Raw genomic sequence first — 20,390 nt, 5'->3', positions numbered from 1 at the left:
GTTCCAATCCTGTCTCAATGACGTCCATTTACATATGAGCAACTTGCCCGTGCCAGACAAGATCAGGCATGCAACCCATCTAGCATAAATGGAAATGTTAGAGCAGTTTGATTAACTTTTTGATGCCAAGCCAACCAAAATGGACGCCCTACTTTGAGGGGTAGACACAAAAAAACGGGAGCCCGAAGGTTCCCGTTTAAAATCGTTGCAATCGCTGATCACAGCGTTTTCTTCATGCCCATGAACTTTTCCAGCCAGTGGATGTCGTAATCCCCTTTCTGGATGTCCGGGTTGGCAAGAAGGGTCTGGTGCAGCGGGATGGTGGTTTTAATGCCGCCAATCGCATATTCAGCCAGTGCACGGCGCAGGCGCATCATGCATTCTTCGCGGTCACGGCCATGCACGATCAGCTTTGCAATCATGCTGTCGTAATAGGGCGGGATCGAATAGCCAGCATAGATGCCGCTATCAACGCGCACGCCCAGACCACCTGGTGCATGATATTCCTTGATCTTGCCCGGTGACGGAACGAAGGTCTGCGGATCTTCGGCATTGATACGGCATTCAATGGCGTGACCATGAATTTCAAGGTCTTCCTGTTTGAATGAAAGCTCAAGACCAGCCGCAACGCGGATCTGTTCACGCACAAGGTCAACACCCGAAATCATTTCGGTGACCGGATGTTCCACCTGAAGACGGGTGTTCATTTCGATGAAATAGAACTCGCCATTTTCATAGAGGAACTCGATCGTGCCAGCGTTACGATAGCCCATGCCGATCATGGCATTGGCAACCGTGGAACCGATACGGTGGCGTTCTTCCGGTGTCAGGGTCGGAGACGGTGCTTCTTCAAGAACCTTCTGGTGGCGACGCTGCAACGAGCAATCACGCTCGAACAGGTGAACCGCATTGCCATGGCTGTCGCCAATGACCTGCAATTCGATATGACGCGGTTTGCCAAGGTACTTTTCCATGTAAACTGCCGCATTGCCAAAGTTCTGCAATGCTTCCTTACGGGTCATGGAAAATGCTTCGGCAAGATCTTCTTCGCGCTCTACCACTTTCATGCCGCGACCGCCGCCGCCGCCCGATGCCTTGATCAGAACCGGATAGCCGATGTCCTTGGCGCATTTGCGGGCTTCGTCAACAGACGTGATTTCACCGTCAGAACCCGGAACACACGGAATGCCAAGCTTTTCAGCAGTCTGTTTTGCCGTGATCTTGTCACCCATCATGCGGATATGTTCTGCCGTCGGGCCGATGAAGGCAAAGCCGTGCTCTTCAACCATGGCGGCGAAGTCGGCATTTTCCGACAAGAAGCCATATCCCGGATGGATTGCTTCTGCGCCGGTGATTTCAGCAGCCGAAAGAATGGCTGGAATATTCAGATAGCTGTCTTTTGACGCAGCCGGACCGATACAAACCGATTCGTCGGCCAAACGGACATGCATCGCATCGGCATCCGCGGTGGAATGCACTGCGACAGTTTTGATGCCCATTTCACGGCAGGCGCGCTGAATACGGAGCGCGATTTCGCCGCGGTTGGCAATCAGGATTTTGTCGAACATGCGGTACTTACCCCGGCTTATTCAATGATGACGAGCGGTTCGTCATATTCGACCGGATGGCCGTCGGTCGCGATGATTTGGGTGATCTTACCAGATTTCGGTGCGCGGATCGGGTTGAAGGTCTTCATCGCTTCGATCAGCATCAGGGTCTGGCCTTCGGAAACCGACGAACCAACCGCGATGAATGGCGCAGCACCCGGTTCCGGTGCGAAGTAAACGACACCGACCATCGGTGATTTTACAGCGCCCGGATGCGCGCTAGCTTCAGCCGGTGCAGCAGCCGCAGGCGCAGCCGGTGCAGCCGCAGCAACAGGTGCCACAGCCGGTGCAGCGGCAACCATGGTGCCCTGACGGGCAACGCGAATACGGTTGTCACCAGCGGCAACTTCAATTTCGGTCAGATTGGTGTCGTCCAGCAGCTCGGCGAGCTGGCGAATGGCGTCATTGTCGATGTTGAACTTGCTCATTTCGATATCTTTTATGATGGTGTGTGGATCAATCCGCGCATGGCATCCAGGGCGTCTGAAGAGCTCTGGGAGCCAAAGCCATAGATCATACCGTTTGCAGCTTTCGAGACGTTAGAAGTGTGTCTTAACGTGTCCCGCTTAAAAATTTTGGACAGATGGACCTCAATGTTCGGCAAATCTGATGCCGCGACAGCATCGAGGATCGCAACCGATGTGTGCGTATATGCCTCAGCCGTGCCAAGAATGCCAGAGTCTTCTTGTCGGTTTTTGGGAAAACCTGTCAACCAGATCACCTTTGTTCTTGCCGCAAGGACATTCAATTCAGGCATGTGTCAGCGGGGTCAATTCCGGACTGATCTTTGTTGATGACCAGAATGTTATCCGTTCCCACATACCCAACATTCGGTGTTGCGTTTATAACACGACCAAAGTCTGACGCAACTTTGCAGTGGCGTTAAAGAAAATCTGCCAAAGTCGGGAACCTGAAACGAACTGCACCCGTTTCCAACCCATGCGCATCAGCAATGTGCAAAAGCCTTGGAAGACAGCTTGCTTCAAACCCCGCTGCTGCGCATACTGCGCGGCAATCATGAAGATTTTGATACCACAGGGATTGAACGAAAAAGATGCGCCTGACGATCAACGGTGAAGACCGCAATATCGAAAATGCCGGAAATGTTGCTGAATTGCTTGGTGAACTCGGGATCGCCGCGACCAAGGTTGCGGTTGAACGCAATCTCGAAATCGTTCCGAAAACGGCTTATGGCGACACGCCGCTTTTAGATGGTGACAAGTTCGAGATCGTCCATTTCATCGGTGGCGGATCGCAAGAAGCTGATCTTGCCGCGGCGGATGACGACGGTTTTGTTGTTGCCGGTCAGAAATTTTCATCCCGTTTGCTGGTCGGTACCGGCAAATACAAGGATTTCGAAGAAACCAAAATCGCCATCGAAGCATCCGGTGCCGAGATCGTCACGGTTGCCGTGCGTCGCGTAAACCTGACCGATCCGAACCAGCCGATGTTGGTCGATTATGTCGATCCGAAGAAATACACCTATCTGCCCAACACTGCGGGCTGCTTTACGGCTGATGATGCGGTCCGCACACTGCGTCTGGCCCGCGAAGCAGGGGGCTGGAACCTTGTGAAGCTTGAAGTGCTTGGTGATCAGGCAACTCTGTATCCAAACATGCCAGAAACTCTGCAAGCTGCCGAAGCACTGATCAAGGACGGCTTTGATGTGATGGTTTACTGCAGCGATGACCCCATTCAGGCCAAGATGCTTGAAGATATGGGCTGCTGCGCCATCATGCCGCTTGGTTCCCTGATTGGATCGGGTATGGGCATCTTGAATCCGGTCAATATCGCCCTGATAAAGGAAAACGCCAATGTGCCGGTTCTGGTTGATGCCGGTGTTGGTACCGCATCTGACGCGGCTGTTGCCATGGAACTTGGCTGTGATGGTGTTTTGATGAATACGGCGATTGCCGGGGCAAAAGACCCGATCCGTATGGCACGTGCAATGAAGCACGCGATCATTGCCGGTCGTGAATTGTTCCTTGCGGGCCGTATGCCGAAAAAGAAATACGCTGATCCGTCTTCACCGCTTGCCGGGATCATCTGATCATACACGAAGTATGACGCATTAAAACAAAGGGCCGTTTCAATATCGAAACGGCCCTTTGTCGTTTTATTGAGTTTGCGTAACAAGCGAACTGCAAATGTAGTCAGCCTGTCAAAAGCACGATCCGTTTTGGATCAGGATGCTTTTTCAAGACCTGCTTCAACCAGCCCTTCAACGCGTTCCATATCCGCACCCGATACCAGCGAGCCGTTAACGAGGAAGGCTGGTGTGCCGCTAACACCGATCGAGCGTGCCATGGCGGAATATTGTGCGAGCATGCCGTTGATTTCCGGGGACTTCATGTCTTCGCGCATTTTAGCAACATCCACGCCCGCGGTCGCGGCAAGCTCGTCGATGCGCGTGGCATCCAAAAGACCACGGTTATTCATGAAGGCTTCGTGCACTTCCATGTATTTGCCCTGTTTTGCCGCAGCCAATGCAGCACGGGCAGCATGCGCACTTTCTTCGCGCAGGATCGGGAATTCGACAAAGATGGTACGGACTTTGCCATCATATTCTTCGGCGATGTCCATCACGCCTTCAAAGGCGCGTTTGCAATAGCCACAGTGATAGTCAAAGAACTCGATCACGGTCACTGGCGCATCAACTGGGCCGATAGACGGAACGGAGCTATCCGCGACAAGCGCATCCCAAACCGGGGTGATGGCCTCGGACTGCTCGCGCGCTTTTTCAGTGGCCTGCCAAACCTGAACATTTTGAATGGCGCGCAGCAGCACATCCGGGTTTTCGATGAGATACTTTTCAATCACAGTTTCGATTTCTGCTTTCTGATCAGCACTAAGCGCCTCATCGGCAAGGGCAGGCTGCGCGCCAAACATCATGGTTGCGCCAAGTGCCGTGGCACCAAGAAAGCGTTTAACGATCCGAGAATTCATGGGGCGTCCTTTTATCATCAGGCGTTTCATGACCTGTCGTTGAATGTCATGTCTTTGTGATACGTGATCACGCTGCTAACGGGAAAGTAAAATATGCGTCATATAGGTGATCGCACTCACAGCCGGTTTGTGTTCCGCACCTGACGTGATGCCAACCCAAACCAGCCGGACTTCGTCACTTGGCTCATCAGGCCAGTAGCGGCGATAAAGTGTCGATAGATCAAAATATTCCCTTTGCCATTCACCGTAACGCACCGTTGGTTGACCGACCGGGATGCGCACCAGCTGATCAATTGGTGGTTTGCCCGATCCCAGATCACCCTCGGACCAGCTTCCCTGATCCTGTTGCCGGAAACCCAGCACCAACTCAACATCGCCAATCTGGGCGGTACTGTTAAGTTGCCAGTCAAACGACAGATACGGGGATGCTAGAACAATGACGTTGGTGCGTCGACCAAGTTCAAAAAAACCAACACCGGGTCGTGCGGCCAAGGCGATCCTGCCGTCCTTATCCTGCCATGCCAGCGGTTCTGCGAGACCAGATCCATTTTCGTTCCTGATCTGAACCGAGCCAAATGGCCGTTGTTTGACAGACCAGTAACGCGGCGGATTAGAAAGCGAGAAGGGCGCATAGAGAAGTTTAAGGTCGCCTGCGGCATCCACACCGGCGTCAGGCAATGTGCAACTGCCAACGCCAAGCGCGCCCGCCACTGCGATCAGTGACGCGAACAAACGTGCCTTTGTGAACAAAGATCGGTTTTGGGTCGGCGTGCCGGTTTGCAAACCGGATGCCGACATCAATTCGGCTTGTCCTTGCCTGGGACTCCATCGGGATTGGTGGCCTGCAAGATATCCTGCGCGCGAAGCCAGGCAGCCGTTCCCTTTTCAAGTTTCCGGTCGGCCTGAACCGCGTGATAGCTTGCGGCACTGCGATCTCCGGTCAGAAGACTGTATTCCGCCTGTGAAAGCGACGCTTCACCTTCATTACCAAGACGGTTTTCAACGATTGCACGGAACCGCCAGGCCGATGCATTACCACGTTCACGTGACAACACACCAATCAGGTGGCTTTTTGCCGGATCGAGATAGGCTGCATCACCGGTTTCAATCATTGCATGCGCCAAAAGAAGTCTGATCAAGGGGGCGTTACCGGAAAGCTCGGTTGATTTTTCAAGCGGGGCGATGGCATCGCGTGCGCGTCCGAATTCCAAAAGAACCTGCCCTTTAAGTTCTTCGAAAAAGGCGTTGTTGGGTTCATCGGCAATCAGCTCATCAATCAGCTTCAATGCTGGTTCAAGCTGCGAATCCCGGTAATAGGCAATCGCGCGGGCATAACGAGCCGAAATGCTGGTGTCGCTTTCGGGATAAGTGCGCAGCGTATTTTGAATATGGTTGGTAAAGGCAAACAGCTTGGCGCGCATTCGGGCATGGCGCTCGTAAAGCTCATCACTGACCCGAGCATCCTTGAGTGGTGAGTTGGCAACGTAATTTGCCAAAAACTCGACACGTTCGGTGGTTAAGGGGTGGCTTCGAAGATACGGGTCCTGACTCGCCGTACTTAGCAATTCCTGTCCTTCAAGGGTCTGCATGAACTCCAAGACACCGCGCGATGAAATCCCCGCATTGGTCAGGAACTTCACACCGGCCTGATCGGCACTGCTTTCCTGGGTGCGCGAATAGGCAAGGAAGTTACGGGTGGCAACGTTCTGGCCGCCCAGAATGGCCGCCGTACCAACATCAGACCGGCCCGCAGCAACGCCTGCTGCGACACCGGCAATGGTCGAAAGAATGGAGATTGCCGTCGCATTACGCAGCTGATCATGAACGCGCGAAAGATGGCCGCCGGATATGTGACCGGTTTCGTGGGCCATAACGCCGATAACCTGTTCGGGAGTTTGTGCTTTTAACAACAGCCCAGTATTGATAAAAAGCTTTTGCCCCCCGGCAACAAATGCGTTCAAGCTGTTGTCGGAAACGATATAAATGGACACACCATTCGGATCTAGGCCCGCTGCCCTGAAAATGGGCGTGGCATACATCCGAAGGGTTTCTTCGATCTCGGTATCGCGGATAAAAGAACGACCCTGCGCAAAAACCGTGCTAGGCAGGGCAACGAGGAAAATGGCAGTGAGAGTAATAATGCGTCTGAGCAAAATGTGCGTTCCATATTTTCGTTCGACTGATGTCGGTTCAATGCCGACGCGCAAGCCATCATGGCGGATCGCGTTTGCAATCGCAATGACTGCCGGTCTTGCTGCCTGCAGTAGTACTGATACAGAAAATCTTGGTCAAATAGGGGCAGTTACCGGTTACTTCGGTGGCGTGGTCGGTGATGAGCCGCGCGCAGTGCGCAATGCGCGTGATGTTCTTTCGGCTGGCGGGACGGCGGCGGATGCGGCTGTGGCGCTGTATGCGACCATGACGGTGACCAAATCATCGGTTGCCGGGATCGGTGGCGGCGGCGTTTGCGTTGTCCATGACCGCGAAAGCAATAAGGTCGAAGTTCTTGATTTCTGGCCACGCGCAGGCACACGGACCAGCGCAAGCCAGACCGCAACCACCATTCCGGCAGTCCCGCGCGGTCTTTATGCGCTTAGCGCGCGCTATGGCCGCCTGCAGTGGGGATCGCTCCTAAGCCAGGCTGAACAATATGCCCGTCTTGGTGTGCCGGTATCGCGTTCGCTGGTCAATGACATCGAAGCAAACCGCGATCGCATCGCCGCAAGTCCGTCGCTTAGCGCAATCTTTATGCCCAATGGCAAGACGCTTGAAGTTGGCGATCGTATTCGTTCCGTGAACCTTGCGGCCCTTCTGACGTCGCTTCGCGTTAAAGGCCCGGGCGAGTTTTATAATGGTGCGCTTGGTGCGGATATCGCCAATGCGGTTGAGGCTGCTGGTGGTACGCTGACGGCTGACGACATGCGTGGCTATCGCCCTGAATGGAAAGCCGCGACCGAGGTCAAAGTTGGTAATGAAACGCTGTATCTGGCATATCCGCCGCGTTCGACCAATGGCGCGAATGTCATCACGCAGGGTGGTGAGCTTGCCGATATCCTGAACCGTTATCTGGCCGATATCACGTCGGGCAACCAGTCTGGTCAGGCATCAGCAGGTCGGAGTGGTTTCGTCGTAGTCGACCGTGCGGCGAATGCCGTGGCCTGTGTCACCACCATGAACACCCCGTTTGGTGCGGGCCTTGGTGCCGAAGCCTTTGGTTTGAACCTGGCAGCGGGTGACGCGGCACAGGCGGCAACGCCGCTGATGGGCCCGGCCTTGATGGTGAACCCGTTTGTTTGGGAATATTATTACGGGATTGCCGGAACTGGTACCCCGGCTGGTGCGACCAAACAGATCGCGACCATGGCCGAAGATTTGATTGGTGCCGGTTCGGCATCGGGTATTGCCCTTAATTCCAACGGGCCTTCTTCGGTGAATATCATTCGCTGCCTTGAAGGAACGCCACCCCATCCGGAAAGCTGCCAATTCATTGCCGATCCGGCAGGCGGCGGCATGGCCGGAACCCGTTAATCAGACGACGATCAAACAGGGCAGGGGATTATGATCTTTCTGCCCTGTTGCATATTAAACAACTCAGGACCCCACAGATGGCTTTGAAACAGTCCCTTCGCGGTGCGATTTCGCCCTTTATTGTTATGGATGTGATGCGCGCGGCCAATGCGCGTGAGAAGGAAGGCAAAGCTGTCTATCATCTTGAAGTGGGCCAGCCGGGCACGCCAGCCCCGCGCAAGGTCCGCGAAGCTGCTGCCAAGGCGCTCGAGTTTGATCTGATCGGCTATACCAACGCCATGGGGATTGATCCGCTCCGCGAAGCGATTGCCGGGCATTACAAAACCAAGTTTGGCGTATCGGTCGATCCGGCCCGCGTTTGCGTTGCCAGCGGATCATCTTCGATCTTTGTTTTGGCGTTTCTGGCGGCCTTTGATGCGGGTGACCGTGTTGCCATGGCTGCACCGGGTTATCCGGCCTATCACAACATTCTAAGCGCGCTTGGCATTGATACGGTCAATCTGCCAGCAGGGCCTGAAACCCATTACCAGCCGACCGTTCAGATGTTGCGTGATCTGGACGAGCCGGTTGATGGTCTGATCGTTGCCAGCCCGTCAAACCCGGCTGGCAGCATGATTGATGTTGAAACGTACCGCGAACTGGCAACTTACTGCCGCGATAACGGCATTCGCCTGATCAGTGACGAGATCTATCAGGGTATTTCTTTTGGCGATGTGGCCGAATGCACCGCCCTTGAGTTCGGTGATGAGGCCATCATCATCAACAGCTTCTCGAAATACTTTTCCATGACGGGCTGGCGTCTGGGCTGGGCGATTGTCCCGCCAGATTTGATGCGTGCGGTGGAATGCCTGCAGCAGAACCTGTTCATCTCTGCCCCGGCACTGTCACAGGTCGCCGCAGTCGCTGCCTTTGATTGCGAAGAAGAACTTCAAGCCAATATCGCGGCCTATGCGCGCAATCGTGAAATCTTGCTTGATGGATTGCCAAAGGCAGGCTTCACCAAATTCGCCCCGGCTGATGGCGCGTTTTATCTCTATGCCGATGTCCGTGAACTGACCAAAGACAGTGAAGCATTCTGTCGCCAGATGCTTGAAGAAACCGGGGTTGCCACAACGCCCGGCACCGATTTTGACCGGATGCGCGGCAAGGGCTATGTGCGTTTCTCGTTCGCGCATAGCGAAGAAACCATGATCGGTGCGGTCAAGGCGCTGCAGAGCTGGAAACGCTGAATTAACCAGTAGTAACCGCTAACGAAGAAGGGCTGCCCGATGGGCAGCCCTTTTTGTTTGTTCTCTGTCAGGCGGTCTTAACGACCAAGGCTCCACCAGCCGCGTTTTTTCGGCTTCGGCTTTTCATCCATTGCCGGTTCCGCAGCAGGGGCAGCTTCCGGGGCGGGCGTCGGAGCTGGTGCCGGTGCTTCAGCTTTGGGCTCAGCAGCCTTCGGCTCAGCCGGCTTTTCTGCCGGTGCTTCGACCTTCGGGGCTTCTGCCACAGGTGCCGGTGCAGGTTTTTCTACCGGTGCTGAAACTGGTGCACTTACTTCGGCCGGGGCGCTTGCAGGTGCTGTCGCGGCGGTGTCAGGTTTGCTTTCAGCGGTTGCTTCCGGTGCCGGACCAGACTGGATCGGAATATTTTTCACATCGCCACCATCCTTGCCCGGACGGTTGTTACGGTCACGACGGTTGCGACGGTTGTCGTTGCGATCACGACGCGGACGGGCTGGTGCCGGTGCCGTCGTACTGCGCGAACGACCTGCGCGGACACCTTCCTGATCGAAGCTGTCTGCGTCCTGGCCATCGGTTTCGGCGTCAATCACGGTGTTTTCTTCGGAACCGTCCGGTGCCTCGTGATCACGGTTGCGGCGTGCTGCTGTCAGTGCCGGATCATCATTAGGTGAACGTGTACGGTTGCCATCAAATTCCTGACGACGGGAACGACGACGGCCACCACGCTTGCCGCGACGGCGACGCTTGCGTTGGCTTTCTTCGTCATCGTCATCACCGTTAATGTCCGAACCATCGGCATCGTCGGCATCATTGGTCGATGCTTCCTGCTGCTGATCGTTACGATCATCGCGATCATCATTGCGACCACGACGACGACGGCGACGACGGCGGCGTTTACCGCCCTGATCATCGTCTTCGGAGCGCTCGATTTCTTCTTCTTCGTCGGCATCAACCGGATTTTCAATCGCGGTCAGCGAAACGCTATCGGTGTTCAGAACCGGTGCAGCAGCTTCTTCAAGCTCGTCACCTTTCTTCGCACGGGTGCGTTCAATACGGTGATCCGGAGAAATCAGGCTGTCATCGCCAAAGATCATGACGCTGAAGCCGTAACGGCTTTCGATCTCGCCAAGCGAATCACGTTTACGGTTCAGGATGTAAAGGGCGACTTCGCTTGCAACATGGACGGTCAACGCACCGGAACGGCGACGCATGCCTTCTTCCTCGATCACGCGCAGCAGATGAAGGGCCGCACTTTCGATCGAACGGACAAGGCCGACACCGCGGCAATGGGTGCAAACTTCAAACGCGCTTTCGACCAGCGACGGACGCAGGCGCTGACGCGACATTTCAAGCAGACCAAACGGGCTGATGCGGCCGATCTGAAGACGTGCGCGGTCATTGCGCATTGCTTCTTTCAGCTTGCGCTCGACCGATGCCTGGTTGCGGTGATCTTCCATGTCGATAAAGTCGACAACGATCAGACCGGCAAGGTCACGCAGGCGCAATTGGCGTGCAAGTTCTTCGGCTGCTTCAAGGTTGGTCTTGTAAGCGGTTTCTTCGATGTTGCGTTCACGGGTCGAACGACCGGAGTTCACGTCAACCGCGACCAGTGCTTCGGTCGGGTTGATGACAAGGTAACCACCGGATTTAAGCTGCACGACCGGGTTGAGCATCGCATCAAGCTGGCTTTCCACCTGGAAACGGTGGAACAGCGGCACGCCCTGATCCTTATAGGGCTGCACACGCTTGGCATGCGATGGCATCAGCATCTTCATGAAGTCTTTGGCAACCCGGTAACCTTCGTCACCTTCGACCAGAACTTCATCAACATCACGTGCATAAAGGTCACGGATCGAACGCTTGATCAGATCGGCTTCTTCGTAGATCAGGCACGGTGCCTGGCTCTGAAGGGTGGTTTCGCGGATACGATCCCATAGACGCATCAGATAATCGAAGTCGCGCTTGATTTCGGCTTTGGTCCGTTCTGCGCCAGCGGTACGAACGATAACGGCCATGCCGTCCGGAATCTCAAGCTCGGCCAGAATGGATTTAAGACGCTTGCGGTCTTTGGCATTGGTGATTTTGCGCGAAATGCCGCCACCACGCGGGGTGTTTGGCATCAGAACGCAATAACGGCCAGCCAGCGACAGGAACGTCGAAAGGGCAGCACCCTTGTTGCCGCGTTCTTCCTTGACGACCTGTACCAGAATGATCTGGCGGCGCTTGATCACTTCCTGAATTTTGTAGCGCTTCTGAAGCTGACGGCTGTGCGATTCGACGAACTCGTCGGCATCATCGCCGCCAAGGTCTTCGACATCTTCTTCGCCCGCTGCATCGGCATCGATATCAAGCGTGGTGACAGCCTCTTCACCGTCTTCTGCATCGACATCAATGGTCAGCTCAGCAACTTCTGCCGACATTGCCGCATTGCCACCGGTCGGGGTGTCATCGCCATCAGTGTCTTCGAACGGTGCGCCATCATCAGATGCTGCTTCGACGTCATCGGCTTTCTTGCGACGATTGCGCGTGCGACGACGACGCGGCTTTGCATCCTCTTCTTCAGAGGTTGCTGCGTCTGCGGCACCTTCGGCATCGGCCGGGGTCGCATCAGCGGCTGCTTCGACGACTTCGGTCGCGTCTGCATCGGCTGCTGTTTCAACCGCTTCGTCCTTGTCCTTGGCGCGCGGTTTGCGGCGCGAACGCGAACGGGTCGGTTTCTTGTCTTTTTTCGGGCTGTCTTCGCCATCACCGATATTGTCTTCGACGATTTCGGCGTCTTTTACCTGCGAATGACCCTGTGACAGGGCTTCACGGTCGGCGACAGGGATTTGGTAATAGTCGGAATGGATTTCGCTGAACGCAAGGAAACCATGGCGGTTTCCGCCATAGTCAACAAAGGCCGCCTGCAGCGACGGTTCTACTCGCGTGACTTTGGCGAGATAGATATTTCCCTTGATTTGCTTTTTCGTCGAAGTTTCGACGTCATATTCTTCTAGGCGATTTCCATTAATAACAACGACACGGCTTTCTTCCGCGTGCGTTGCATCGATAAGCATGCGTTTAACCATTCGGAACCTGTTCCTGGAGGTCCCGCCAGTTCTATGCCACGCGCACTAATGCGCTGATATGCAAACAAACCGGCGTATCCGGAGGCGCCGTCCAATAAGGTCGCGATATGTCCTGTATGTCTATGGTTCATCGCGTGTCGGCTGCTCTTCCGGTTCGGACCTGGTTTTGATGTTGAAACGAATTTAGGTTGCGTATTTCTCGAGCGCGCCAAGACAGCCTTTGGGAGGAGGGCTCTATCGGGAGCGGGAATTGCCGCGTCACCGAGACACCGACCTGAAGAACTGTTCTAGTCGCGTCCTCAGCCTGGTGGGTTTTAGGTTTATACCACAAAGCATAGGAATTCTCGGGTGCAACATATCCGTTTTATTCGGCTGCGACAAACAGTTTTGTTGCACCAGATAACGACTTTCTGACAGTCGCGAGTAAAAACGCGAAGATTTCCGCGCGATTTCACCCGAAACGATTAATCTCCGGCAAATGTATGAAAAGACAATGCTTTTGTCCTGTCATGTGGTTGGCTTGTGCAAATGACGGGTTGAGGAAAGCCTTTTAGAACTTCTCTTGTTGGTCAATTGCCCGTTAACCAACGCATTGCTATAAGCGGTTATCACTTGCTTAGGCAGTTCAGACAGGCGCAAGCACAACAGATGACTTCACGGCACGCAAAAACACGTTCCTCTGTGCGAAATGTATCATTCTTCCGGACCTTCCCCAAAATGGTGAAGGCGGCAATGATATTGTTTTTGCTGCTATTTTCAGCCCAGCTTGCCGCGACGAGTGCCAATGCACAGGCCGCCAAGGTGCTGGGTGCGCGTTTGGGCGTTTATCCCGATTACACACGCTTTGTGATCGATCTTGATCGTGATGTCGACTTTACCTATTTCCTGCTGCCCGATCCCTATCGCATCATCATCGATATGCCTGAAATCGACTGGAGCGCCCCTCCGGGCAAGGTGACATCGGGTGGTGGTTTGATTTCCGGTTTGCGTTACGGCCTGTTTAAGCCGGGCACCTTCCGCGTTGTTCTTGACGTTGCCAAGCCATCGCTGGTTTCAAAGATCTTCTCGTTGCCAGCAGGCGGGGGCAAGCCCAACCGTTTGGTCGTTGATCTTAAACCGGCAGAGCGCGAAACGTTCCTGAGCGCATCACGCAAAAGCATGGAAGCCTATTCTGCACGCAGCCGTAACGACACCAGTGCAACCGAACAAAGCGTTGATGTTGCTGTCCAATCTGGTCGTGGCGGGGATGAAAAGCCACTGATCGCGATTGATGCCGGTCACGGTGGGGTTGATCCCGGAGCCATTGGTGTTGGCAATGTCTATGAAAAGGACCTGACACTGGCTGCCGCCCGTCAGCTTGCCGATACATTGACCGCAACCGGGCGCTATCGTGTGCTTTTAACACGTGACAAGGACGTCTTCCTGAAACTGCGCCAGCGCGTTGAAATTGCGCGTAAGGGCGGGGCAGATTTGTTTATCTCGCTTCATGCGGATTTAATTGGTAACCCAAAGCATCGCGGTGCGTCGGTTTATACCCTATCTGAAAACGCATCGGATAAAGAAGCCGCCGCCTTGGCGTCCAAGGAAAACAAGGCCGACGTGATCGCCGGTATTGATCTTTCTGATGAAAACTCCTTGGTGCAAAGCATCCTGATTGACCTGGCCCAGCGCGAAACCATGAACCTGTCGGCAACGCTTGCGGCAAACATGGTCAGCCAGCTTGCCCAAAGTATTGAGCTTCAACGCAGAACCCATCGTTTTGCAGGCTTTGCGGTTCTTAAGGCGCCTGATATTCCATCTGCACTGTTTGAGATGGGCTATCTGTCCAATGCGACCGACGCCAAACTTCTGCAGCAGCCGGGCCATCGCAAAAAGATCGCCGATGCGGTGTTACGGGCGATTGATCTCTATTTCGAAAAGCACAAGTTCTAGGCTTGATCCCTGAAACTGTTGAAGAATGTCGGGTGGTGCGCATGCGCGCGCGCTTTGCATAATATTCACAAGTCTTCATGTTCAGGACGGGGCGCACCATGTTAAACTGAGTGCGCCGGATACGCGCTTATAAAAAATTTAACTGGCGTGCGGGCTGTCACAACCTCGTCACTTTTTTGCCTCTATAATGGGGCTAAGTGCGGGGTTCCGGCCTGATTGGATGCCAGTAGGATTTGGAAATCCGGTGGGACATTGCAATTCCGATGATTGTGCAGGAATATGCGCGCTCCTCGGATCGAGCCAACAAAACGAAAAGACCTGCTTAACATGCGCATTTTACTCAGTATTTTCGGTGTTCTGTTCCTGATGGGGATTGCAGGGGGCGTTGGTGCTCTGGCGATCTTTTGGCATTTTGGTCAGGGACTTCCCGACTATACCCAGCTTGAAAATTACGAGCCCGAGGTCATGACACGCGTTCATGCATCTGACGGGGCGTTGATTGCTGAATATGCGCGTGAAAAACGCGTCTTTGTTCCGATTTCGGCCATTCCGCACAAGGTGATCGACGCCTTTGTCGCGGCCGAGGATAAAAACTTCTTCTCCCATCCGGGGATCGATTTTGCATCTGTTCTGCGTGCTGCGGTTACCAACGTCGTCAATCTTGGGACCGGCAAACGACCGGTTGGTGCATCGACCATCACCCAGCAGGTCGCGAAGAACTTCCTTCTGACCAACGAAGTTTCTTATGAACGCAAAATCAAGGAAGCGATCCTGTCGTTCCGTATCGAACGCGCGTTTTCCAAGGAACATATCCTAGAGCTGTACCTCAATGAAATTTACCTTGGCAGTGGCAGCTACGGCGTCGCCGCCGCAGCCTTGCGTTACTTCGACAAGTCACTTGATGAACTTGACGTCGAAGAGGCCGCATATCTTGCCGCCCTGCCAAAGGCACCGTCGAACTATCATCCGGTGCGCAATCATGACGAAGCCAAAGCCCGCCGCAACTGGGTGATTGGCCGCATGCTTGAAGAAAAATACATCACCGAAGCCGAAGCACAGGAAGCATGGACATCGCCGCTTGAAGGTAAAACCCGTGAATTGGTTGATACCTATCAGGCTGATTTCTTCGCCGAGGAAGTCCGTCGTCAGCTTGTTGATCGCTATGGCGAAGGCATGCTCTATGACGGTGGCTTGTCGGTCCGTTCGACCGTTGATCCGCGTATGCAGGATGTTGCAGACAAGGCATTGTTTGATGGTCTGGTTGCCTATGACCGTCGTCATGGCTGGCGCGGCCCGATCACGACGATTGATCTGTCGGGTGACTGGCAGCAGGCGCTTCGCGAAGTCGAAACCCCGTCAGACGTTCCGTGGGACCGTGCGGTTGTTCTTGATACCGATGCCAACGAAGCCAAGCTTGGTCTGGCTTCGGGCGAGCAGGGTCGTATTCCGTTGCGCTTCCTGACCTGGGCGCGTCCGTGGCAAACGGGCCAAACCCTTGGCCCGGTCGTGAACCGTCCGTCTGATGTGCTTAATCCGGGCGATGTTGTTTTCGTTAAACATTTTGCCGAACTTAATGGCGAAAAACTGCCGCCAAACACGTATGGCCTGCGTCAGATCCCCAATGTGAATGGTGGTCTGGTGGCGATGGACCCGCATACCGGTCGCGTTTTGGCGATGTCTGGTGGTTTCTCGCATGATCTGTCGAAGTTCAACCGCGCAACCCAGGCCCGTCGCCAGCCGGGTTCGGCTTTCAAGCCGTTTGTCTATCTGGCTGCCCTCGATGATGGCTTTACGCCGTCAACGCTGGTGCTTGATGCACCGTTCGTGATTGATCAGGGGCCGGGTCTTGGGAAATGGAAGCCGGGGAACTATAGCGGCCAGTTCTATGGTCCTTCGACCATGCGTCTTGGTATTGAAAAATCCCGTAACCTTATGACGGTGCGTCTTGCCCAGACGATTGGCATGCCAAAGGTTGCCGATTACGCCGAACGGTTCGGGATTGTCGATGAGTTGCCAGAAGTACTGTCCATGTCGCTTGGTGCGGCGGAATCGACTGTTATGCGCATGACAGCCGCCTATGCCGAGCTGGTCAATGGCGGCAAGAAAATCACCCCGACTCTGATTGACCGTATTCAGGATCGCCGTGGTAATGTGATTTATCGTCGTGATGAACGTGAATGCGCACAATGTCAGGACGTTGCATTCCGCAATCAGATGCCGCCTGATCTGCCTGATACCCGTGAACAGCTGACCGATCCGGCCAGTGCGTTCCAGATGGTTCATATCATGGAAGGCGTTGTATCGCGCGGTACCGGCCGAACCATTGCCGAGCTTGGCTATCCGCTGGCAGGTAAAACTGGCACGACCAACGATTTACGTGATGCATGGTTTGTCGGCTTCTCGCCGGATTTGGCTGTGGGTGTTTATGTCGGCTTTGATGACAACCGATCCCTTGGTGACAAGGAGCAGGGGGCCAGTGCGGCAGCCCCGATCTGGAAGGAATTCATGCGCGGTGCGCTTGAAGGCACCAAAGCCATCCCGTTCCGTACACCTCCGGGCATTCGCATGGTGCGTGTTGAATTGCGCACCGGTCTGCCGGCCCGTCCGGGCGATCAGGACGTGATTTGGGAAGCCTTCAAACCAGGCACCATCCCGGCATCAACCGAAGGCGTGATTGATGGCGGTTATACCGGTGTCAGCGGATCAGACAGCAGCGGTGGCGCTGTTTCCGGACCTGGCGGTATCTACTAAAATCAGGTCGCAAGAATATCAACAAAGCCGGATGTGATCAGCATCCGGCTTTGTTCGTTCAGGGATGTTTTCATCTGAACGAATTTGCTTTCAAATCGGGTGTTTGACGATGTTGTTTCGTCATCAAACGATGACAAAATTATCAAGTGCGTGACATCGGTCTGTCATTGGATTTTGTCATCATATTCAAGGTTTTATTTCATGCCTTGGAGAGGGTTTAGTGATGTCGTTTCGACTTTCCCGTCGTAAGTTTCTGACCACCAGCGCGACCGCGGGGGCCGCATCGGCCATGGGTGGTTTCTTTATGCCGTCAATCTCGCGCGCATCGGACCGCCCGATCATTACCCACGGGGTGCAAAGTGGCGATGTCACCGCCAACACCGCCTGCATCTGGGGCCGGGCTGATCGTGCATCCCGGATGGTAACGGAAATCGCAACCACCGAAGGCTTCAAAAACTCGGTCCGTATTCCCCATGTCGATGTGCTCGAAGAACGCGATTTTGCGGGCAAACTGGCGCTTGATGATCTGCCTGCCGGGCAGGACATCTTCTATAAGATCCATTTTGAAAATCTTGATGACGGGCGCGCATCATCCGAACCCGTCATTGGCCATTTCCGTACCGCACCGGCCGCCAAACGCAACATTCGTTTTGGCTGGTCAGGCGATACTGCCGGGCAGGGTTGGGGCATTGACGAAGATCGTGGCGGCATGAAAACCTACGCCACGATTGCCAAACACAATCCGGATTTCTTCATCCATTCCGGTGACACCATCTATGCTGATGGGCCGTTTGCCGAAACCAAGCAAACCCCGGACGGGCAGGTGTGGAAAAACATCACTACCGAAGACACTGCCAAGGTTGCCGAAACCATCAACGAGTTTCGCGGTAACTATAAATACAACATGCTTGATCAGCATGTGCGCGAGTTCAACCGTCTGGTCCCGGTTTACTATCAATGGGATGACCATGAAGTCACCAATAACTGGTATCCGGGCGAGATGCTGTTGGGTGATGACCGCTATACCGAAAAATCGGCATCCCTTTTGGCTGCGCGTGCCAACCGTGCCTTCCGCGAAATGCTGCCGATTACCGAACATGCGACCGAACCGGGCCGCGTGTATCGCAAGGTGTCCTATGGTCCGTCTTTGGAAATCTTCTTCCTTGATATGCGCACCTATCGCGGCACCAATGATGCCAATAACAGCACGACCCCAACCGATAACACCGACTTCCTTGGGCGTGCGCAGATGGAATGGCTCAAACGTGGTCTTTTGAATTCCAAGGCAACCTGGAAAGTCATCGCCGCTGACATGCCGGTTGGCATGATTGTCTATGATGACTGGAAAAACAAAAGCACGTTTGAAAACCTTGCCAATGGTGATGGTGCACCGGCAGGTCGTGAACTTGAAATCGTTGAACTGCTGCGTTTCATCAAAAATGCGAAAATCAATAACACCGTCTGGCTGACAGCGGATGTTCATTACACCGCCGCCCATTACTATGACCCGAACAAGGCCCAGTTCCAGGATTTCGAGCCGTTCTGGGAATTCGTATCTGGTCCGCTGCATGCCGGGACTTTTGGCCCGAATGAGATGGACAACACATTTGGTCCGCAGGTGAAATTCACCAAGCACCCGACCGAGGAGCAGGGCGTTAACCTGCCGCCATCCTATGGTTTGCAGTTCTTCGGGCTGGTCGATATCGATGCTGAAACCGAGCAGTTCCGCGTATCGCTTCGCGATGTGACCGACGAAGAACTTTACACCGTGACGCTTGATCCTGTTTTGGGCTGATCCCCATATCAGGTCATCAGAACTTTCTTGCGCAACCCGGCACGAATTCTGTGCCGGGTTTTTGCATGGTTGCAGGGGTTTCAAGAACGGCAAAAACTGCTATAAGCGGCGCCGAGTTTGCCGCGTTACGAACGTGGCCCACGGAATTTCAGATGAATAACGGAGACATCAATGCGCGCTGAAGCACAGGCATTGGTCGATGAAATCAAGCAGTCGATGGCACTGCTGAGGAGGCATCTTTGACTGGGATAACGCTCTTAGACGCCTTGACGAGCTGAACGCACTTGCCGAGGACCCGACCCTTTGGGACAACGCGGCAAACGCGCAGAAAGTCATGCGTGAACGTACCCAGATGGATGATGCCATCAATGGCTATAGAAAGCTCGCTCAGGAGCTTGAAGACAATATCGAGCTGATCGAGCTTGGCGAAGCCGAAGGCGACGCTGACACGGTTGCAGAGGCCGAAGAAGGCCTGCGTGCGATCCGCGAGATCGCCGCTCAGCGCGAACTTGAAAGCCTGCTTTCTGGCGAAGCTGACGCCAATGATGCCTATCTTGAAATCCATGCCGGTGCCGGTGGTACCGAGGCACAGGATTGGGCATCGATGATGGCGCGCATGTATTACCGTTGGGCAGAGTCCAAGGGTTACAAGCTTGAGATGCTCGAAGAAAGTGATGGCGAGGAAGCCGGTATCAAATCGGTGACCTACAAGATCACAGGTCTGAATGCCTATGGCTGGCTGAAGAACGAAGTGGGCGTGCATCGTCTGGTGCGTATTTCGCCTTATGACAGCTCGGCGCGTCGCCATACCAGCTTCTCGTCGGTTTGGGTCTATCCGGTGATTGACGACAATATCGAAATCGAAATCCTTGATAAGGATCTTCGTGTCGATACGTACCGTGCATCGGGTGCCGGTGGTCAGCACGTTAACCGTACTGATTTTGCGGTTCGTATTACCCATATTCCGACCGGCATCGTTGCCCAGTGTCAGAACGACCGTTCGCAGCATAAAAACCGCGACACGGCGATGAAGATGCTTAAAGCCCGTCTCTATGAGGCGGAGCTTCAAAAGCGCGAAGCCGAAGCACAGGCCGTCGAAGACAGCAAAACCGACATTGGTTGGGGCCATCAGATCCGTTCCTACGTCCTGCAGCCTTATCAGATGATCAAGGATTTGCGTACGGGTACGGAAACCTCGGACACCCAGGGTGTTCTGAACGGTGATCTGGATGCCTTTATGGCAGCAGCCCTAGCCGCCAAGGTCACAGGGTCGGCTGGCGAGATCGAAGATATCGGCTGATCGGGTCTAACCACCTGAAAAGTTTCAACACCCCGTCATCATTTGGCGGGGTGTTTTGCTTTTAGCGGGGAAATAATGACGCGGGCGATGGTGTCAAAAGGCGCAGAAAATGGCGACTGCCCCCAAAAATCCTGTTTCTGTCACACAATTGCCGAATAGCTTTGCCATGGTGTGGGCAAGCAAGACCTGCCAAGCAATAACAAATCATCGGCACACCACCGGTCAATGGCAGGCATT

The 20,390-nt window shown here is 54.4% G+C and carries 14 protein-coding genes and 1 pseudogene; 8 read left to right on the top strand and 7 right to left on the bottom strand.

Going from position 1 to position 20,390, the window contains the following annotated elements; all coding sequences use genetic code 11:
- Positions 1 to 218: 218 nt before the first annotated feature.
- From accC to ACMZ66_RS05985, 3 genes are read right to left on the bottom strand one after another with little or no spacing between them, the layout of a single operon-like run.
- Positions 219 to 1,568 (bottom strand): acetyl-CoA carboxylase biotin carboxylase subunit, encoded by a 1,350-nt coding sequence (gene accC, locus ACMZ66_RS05995; RefSeq protein WP_416935396.1) that lies wholly within the window; start codon positions 1,566 to 1,568, stop codon positions 219 to 221.
- A gap of 17 nt (positions 1,569 to 1,585) precedes the next feature.
- Positions 1,586 to 2,035, bottom strand: coding sequence for an acetyl-CoA carboxylase biotin carboxyl carrier protein (gene accB, locus ACMZ66_RS05990; protein ID WP_416935394.1), 450 nt, complete (start codon positions 2,033 to 2,035; stop codon positions 1,586 to 1,588).
- 11 nt (positions 2,036 to 2,046) lie between these two features.
- Positions 2,047 to 2,364, bottom strand: coding sequence for a type II 3-dehydroquinate dehydratase (locus ACMZ66_RS05985; protein ID WP_416935392.1), 318 nt, complete (start codon positions 2,362 to 2,364; stop codon positions 2,047 to 2,049).
- 297 nt (positions 2,365 to 2,661) lie between these two features.
- Here ACMZ66_RS05985 and thiS point away from each other — a divergent pair.
- Positions 2,662 to 2,847 (top strand): annotated as a pseudogene (gene thiS / locus ACMZ66_RS05980) (sulfur carrier protein ThiS); the annotation flags it as partial.
- Positions 2,848 to 3,657 (top strand): thiazole synthase, encoded by an 810-nt coding sequence (locus ACMZ66_RS05975; RefSeq protein WP_416935632.1) that lies wholly within the window; start codon positions 2,848 to 2,850, stop codon positions 3,655 to 3,657.
- A 134-nt stretch (positions 3,658 to 3,791) separates the two neighbouring features.
- Here ACMZ66_RS05975 and ACMZ66_RS05970 read toward each other — a convergent pair whose 3' ends face one another.
- The 3 genes from ACMZ66_RS05970 to ACMZ66_RS05960 form a co-directional block, all read right to left on the bottom strand.
- The gene (locus ACMZ66_RS05970) at positions 3,792 to 4,553 is read right to left on the bottom strand and encodes a DsbA family protein (protein ID WP_416935390.1); all 762 of its coding nucleotides are present in this window, start codon (positions 4,551 to 4,553) and stop codon (positions 3,792 to 3,794) included.
- Positions 4,554 to 4,628: 75 nt separating this feature from the next.
- Complete coding sequence (locus ACMZ66_RS05965; protein WP_416935388.1) at positions 4,629 to 5,351, bottom strand: hypothetical protein; 723 nt, start codon at positions 5,349 to 5,351, stop codon at positions 4,629 to 4,631.
- On the bottom strand, positions 5,351 to 6,706 hold the full coding sequence (locus tag ACMZ66_RS05960) for a M48 family metalloprotease (protein WP_416935386.1): 1,356 nt from the start codon (positions 6,704 to 6,706) through the stop codon (positions 5,351 to 5,353). The genes ACMZ66_RS05965 and ACMZ66_RS05960 overlap by 1 nt, the downstream gene beginning before the upstream one ends.
- Here ACMZ66_RS05960 and ACMZ66_RS05955 point away from each other — a divergent pair.
- Both ACMZ66_RS05955 and ACMZ66_RS05950 read left to right on the top strand, forming a co-directional pair.
- Positions 6,693 to 8,081 carry a gamma-glutamyltransferase gene (locus ACMZ66_RS05955; protein WP_416935384.1) on the top strand — a complete coding sequence of 463 codons (1,389 nt, stop codon included), beginning with the start codon at positions 6,693 to 6,695 and terminating at the stop codon, positions 8,079 to 8,081. The two genes, ACMZ66_RS05960 and ACMZ66_RS05955, sit on opposite strands and share 14 nt — an antisense overlap.
- Before the next feature lie 77 nt (positions 8,082 to 8,158).
- A complete protein-coding gene (locus ACMZ66_RS05950; RefSeq protein WP_416935382.1) occupies positions 8,159 to 9,310 on the top strand; it encodes a pyridoxal phosphate-dependent aminotransferase in 1,152 nt (383 codons plus the stop codon).
- 77 nt (positions 9,311 to 9,387) lie between these two features.
- Here ACMZ66_RS05950 and ACMZ66_RS05945 read toward each other — a convergent pair whose 3' ends face one another.
- On the bottom strand, positions 9,388 to 12,375 hold the full coding sequence (locus tag ACMZ66_RS05945; RefSeq protein WP_416935380.1) for an Rne/Rng family ribonuclease: 2,988 nt from the start codon (positions 12,373 to 12,375) through the stop codon (positions 9,388 to 9,390).
- 732 nt (positions 12,376 to 13,107) lie between these two features.
- Here ACMZ66_RS05945 and ACMZ66_RS05940 point away from each other — a divergent pair.
- The 4 genes from ACMZ66_RS05940 to prfB all read left to right on the top strand — a co-directional run bounded on the left by ACMZ66_RS05940 (position 13,108) and on the right by prfB (position 20,153).
- Positions 13,108 to 14,307 carry an N-acetylmuramoyl-L-alanine amidase gene (locus ACMZ66_RS05940; protein WP_416935378.1) on the top strand — a complete coding sequence of 400 codons (1,200 nt, stop codon included), beginning with the start codon at positions 13,108 to 13,110 and terminating at the stop codon, positions 14,305 to 14,307.
- 327 nt (positions 14,308 to 14,634) lie between these two features.
- On the top strand, positions 14,635 to 17,058 hold the full coding sequence (locus tag ACMZ66_RS05935; RefSeq protein ID WP_416935376.1) for a penicillin-binding protein 1A: 2,424 nt from the start codon (positions 14,635 to 14,637) through the stop codon (positions 17,056 to 17,058).
- A 223-nt stretch (positions 17,059 to 17,281) separates the two neighbouring features.
- Complete coding sequence (locus ACMZ66_RS05930) at positions 17,282 to 18,853, top strand: alkaline phosphatase D family protein (protein ID WP_416935374.1); 1,572 nt, start codon at positions 17,282 to 17,284, stop codon at positions 18,851 to 18,853.
- Positions 18,854 to 19,024: 171 nt separating this feature from the next.
- Positions 19,025 to 20,153 (top strand): peptide chain release factor 2 gene (prfB, locus tag ACMZ66_RS05925; protein WP_416935372.1). Its coding sequence is split into 2 segments (ribosomal slippage): positions 19,025 to 19,093 and positions 19,095 to 20,153, totalling 1,128 coding nucleotides; the frame shifts between segments, so codons are not numbered across the junction.
- The last annotated feature ends 237 nt before the right edge of the window (positions 20,154 to 20,390 follow it).

Origin of the sequence: Thalassospira sp. (genome assembly GCF_048059015.1) — a bacterium.
Classification (GTDB): domain Bacteria; phylum Pseudomonadota; class Alphaproteobacteria; order Rhodospirillales; family Thalassospiraceae; genus Thalassospira.
This window is presented reverse-complemented; position numbering and strand designations above follow the sequence as displayed.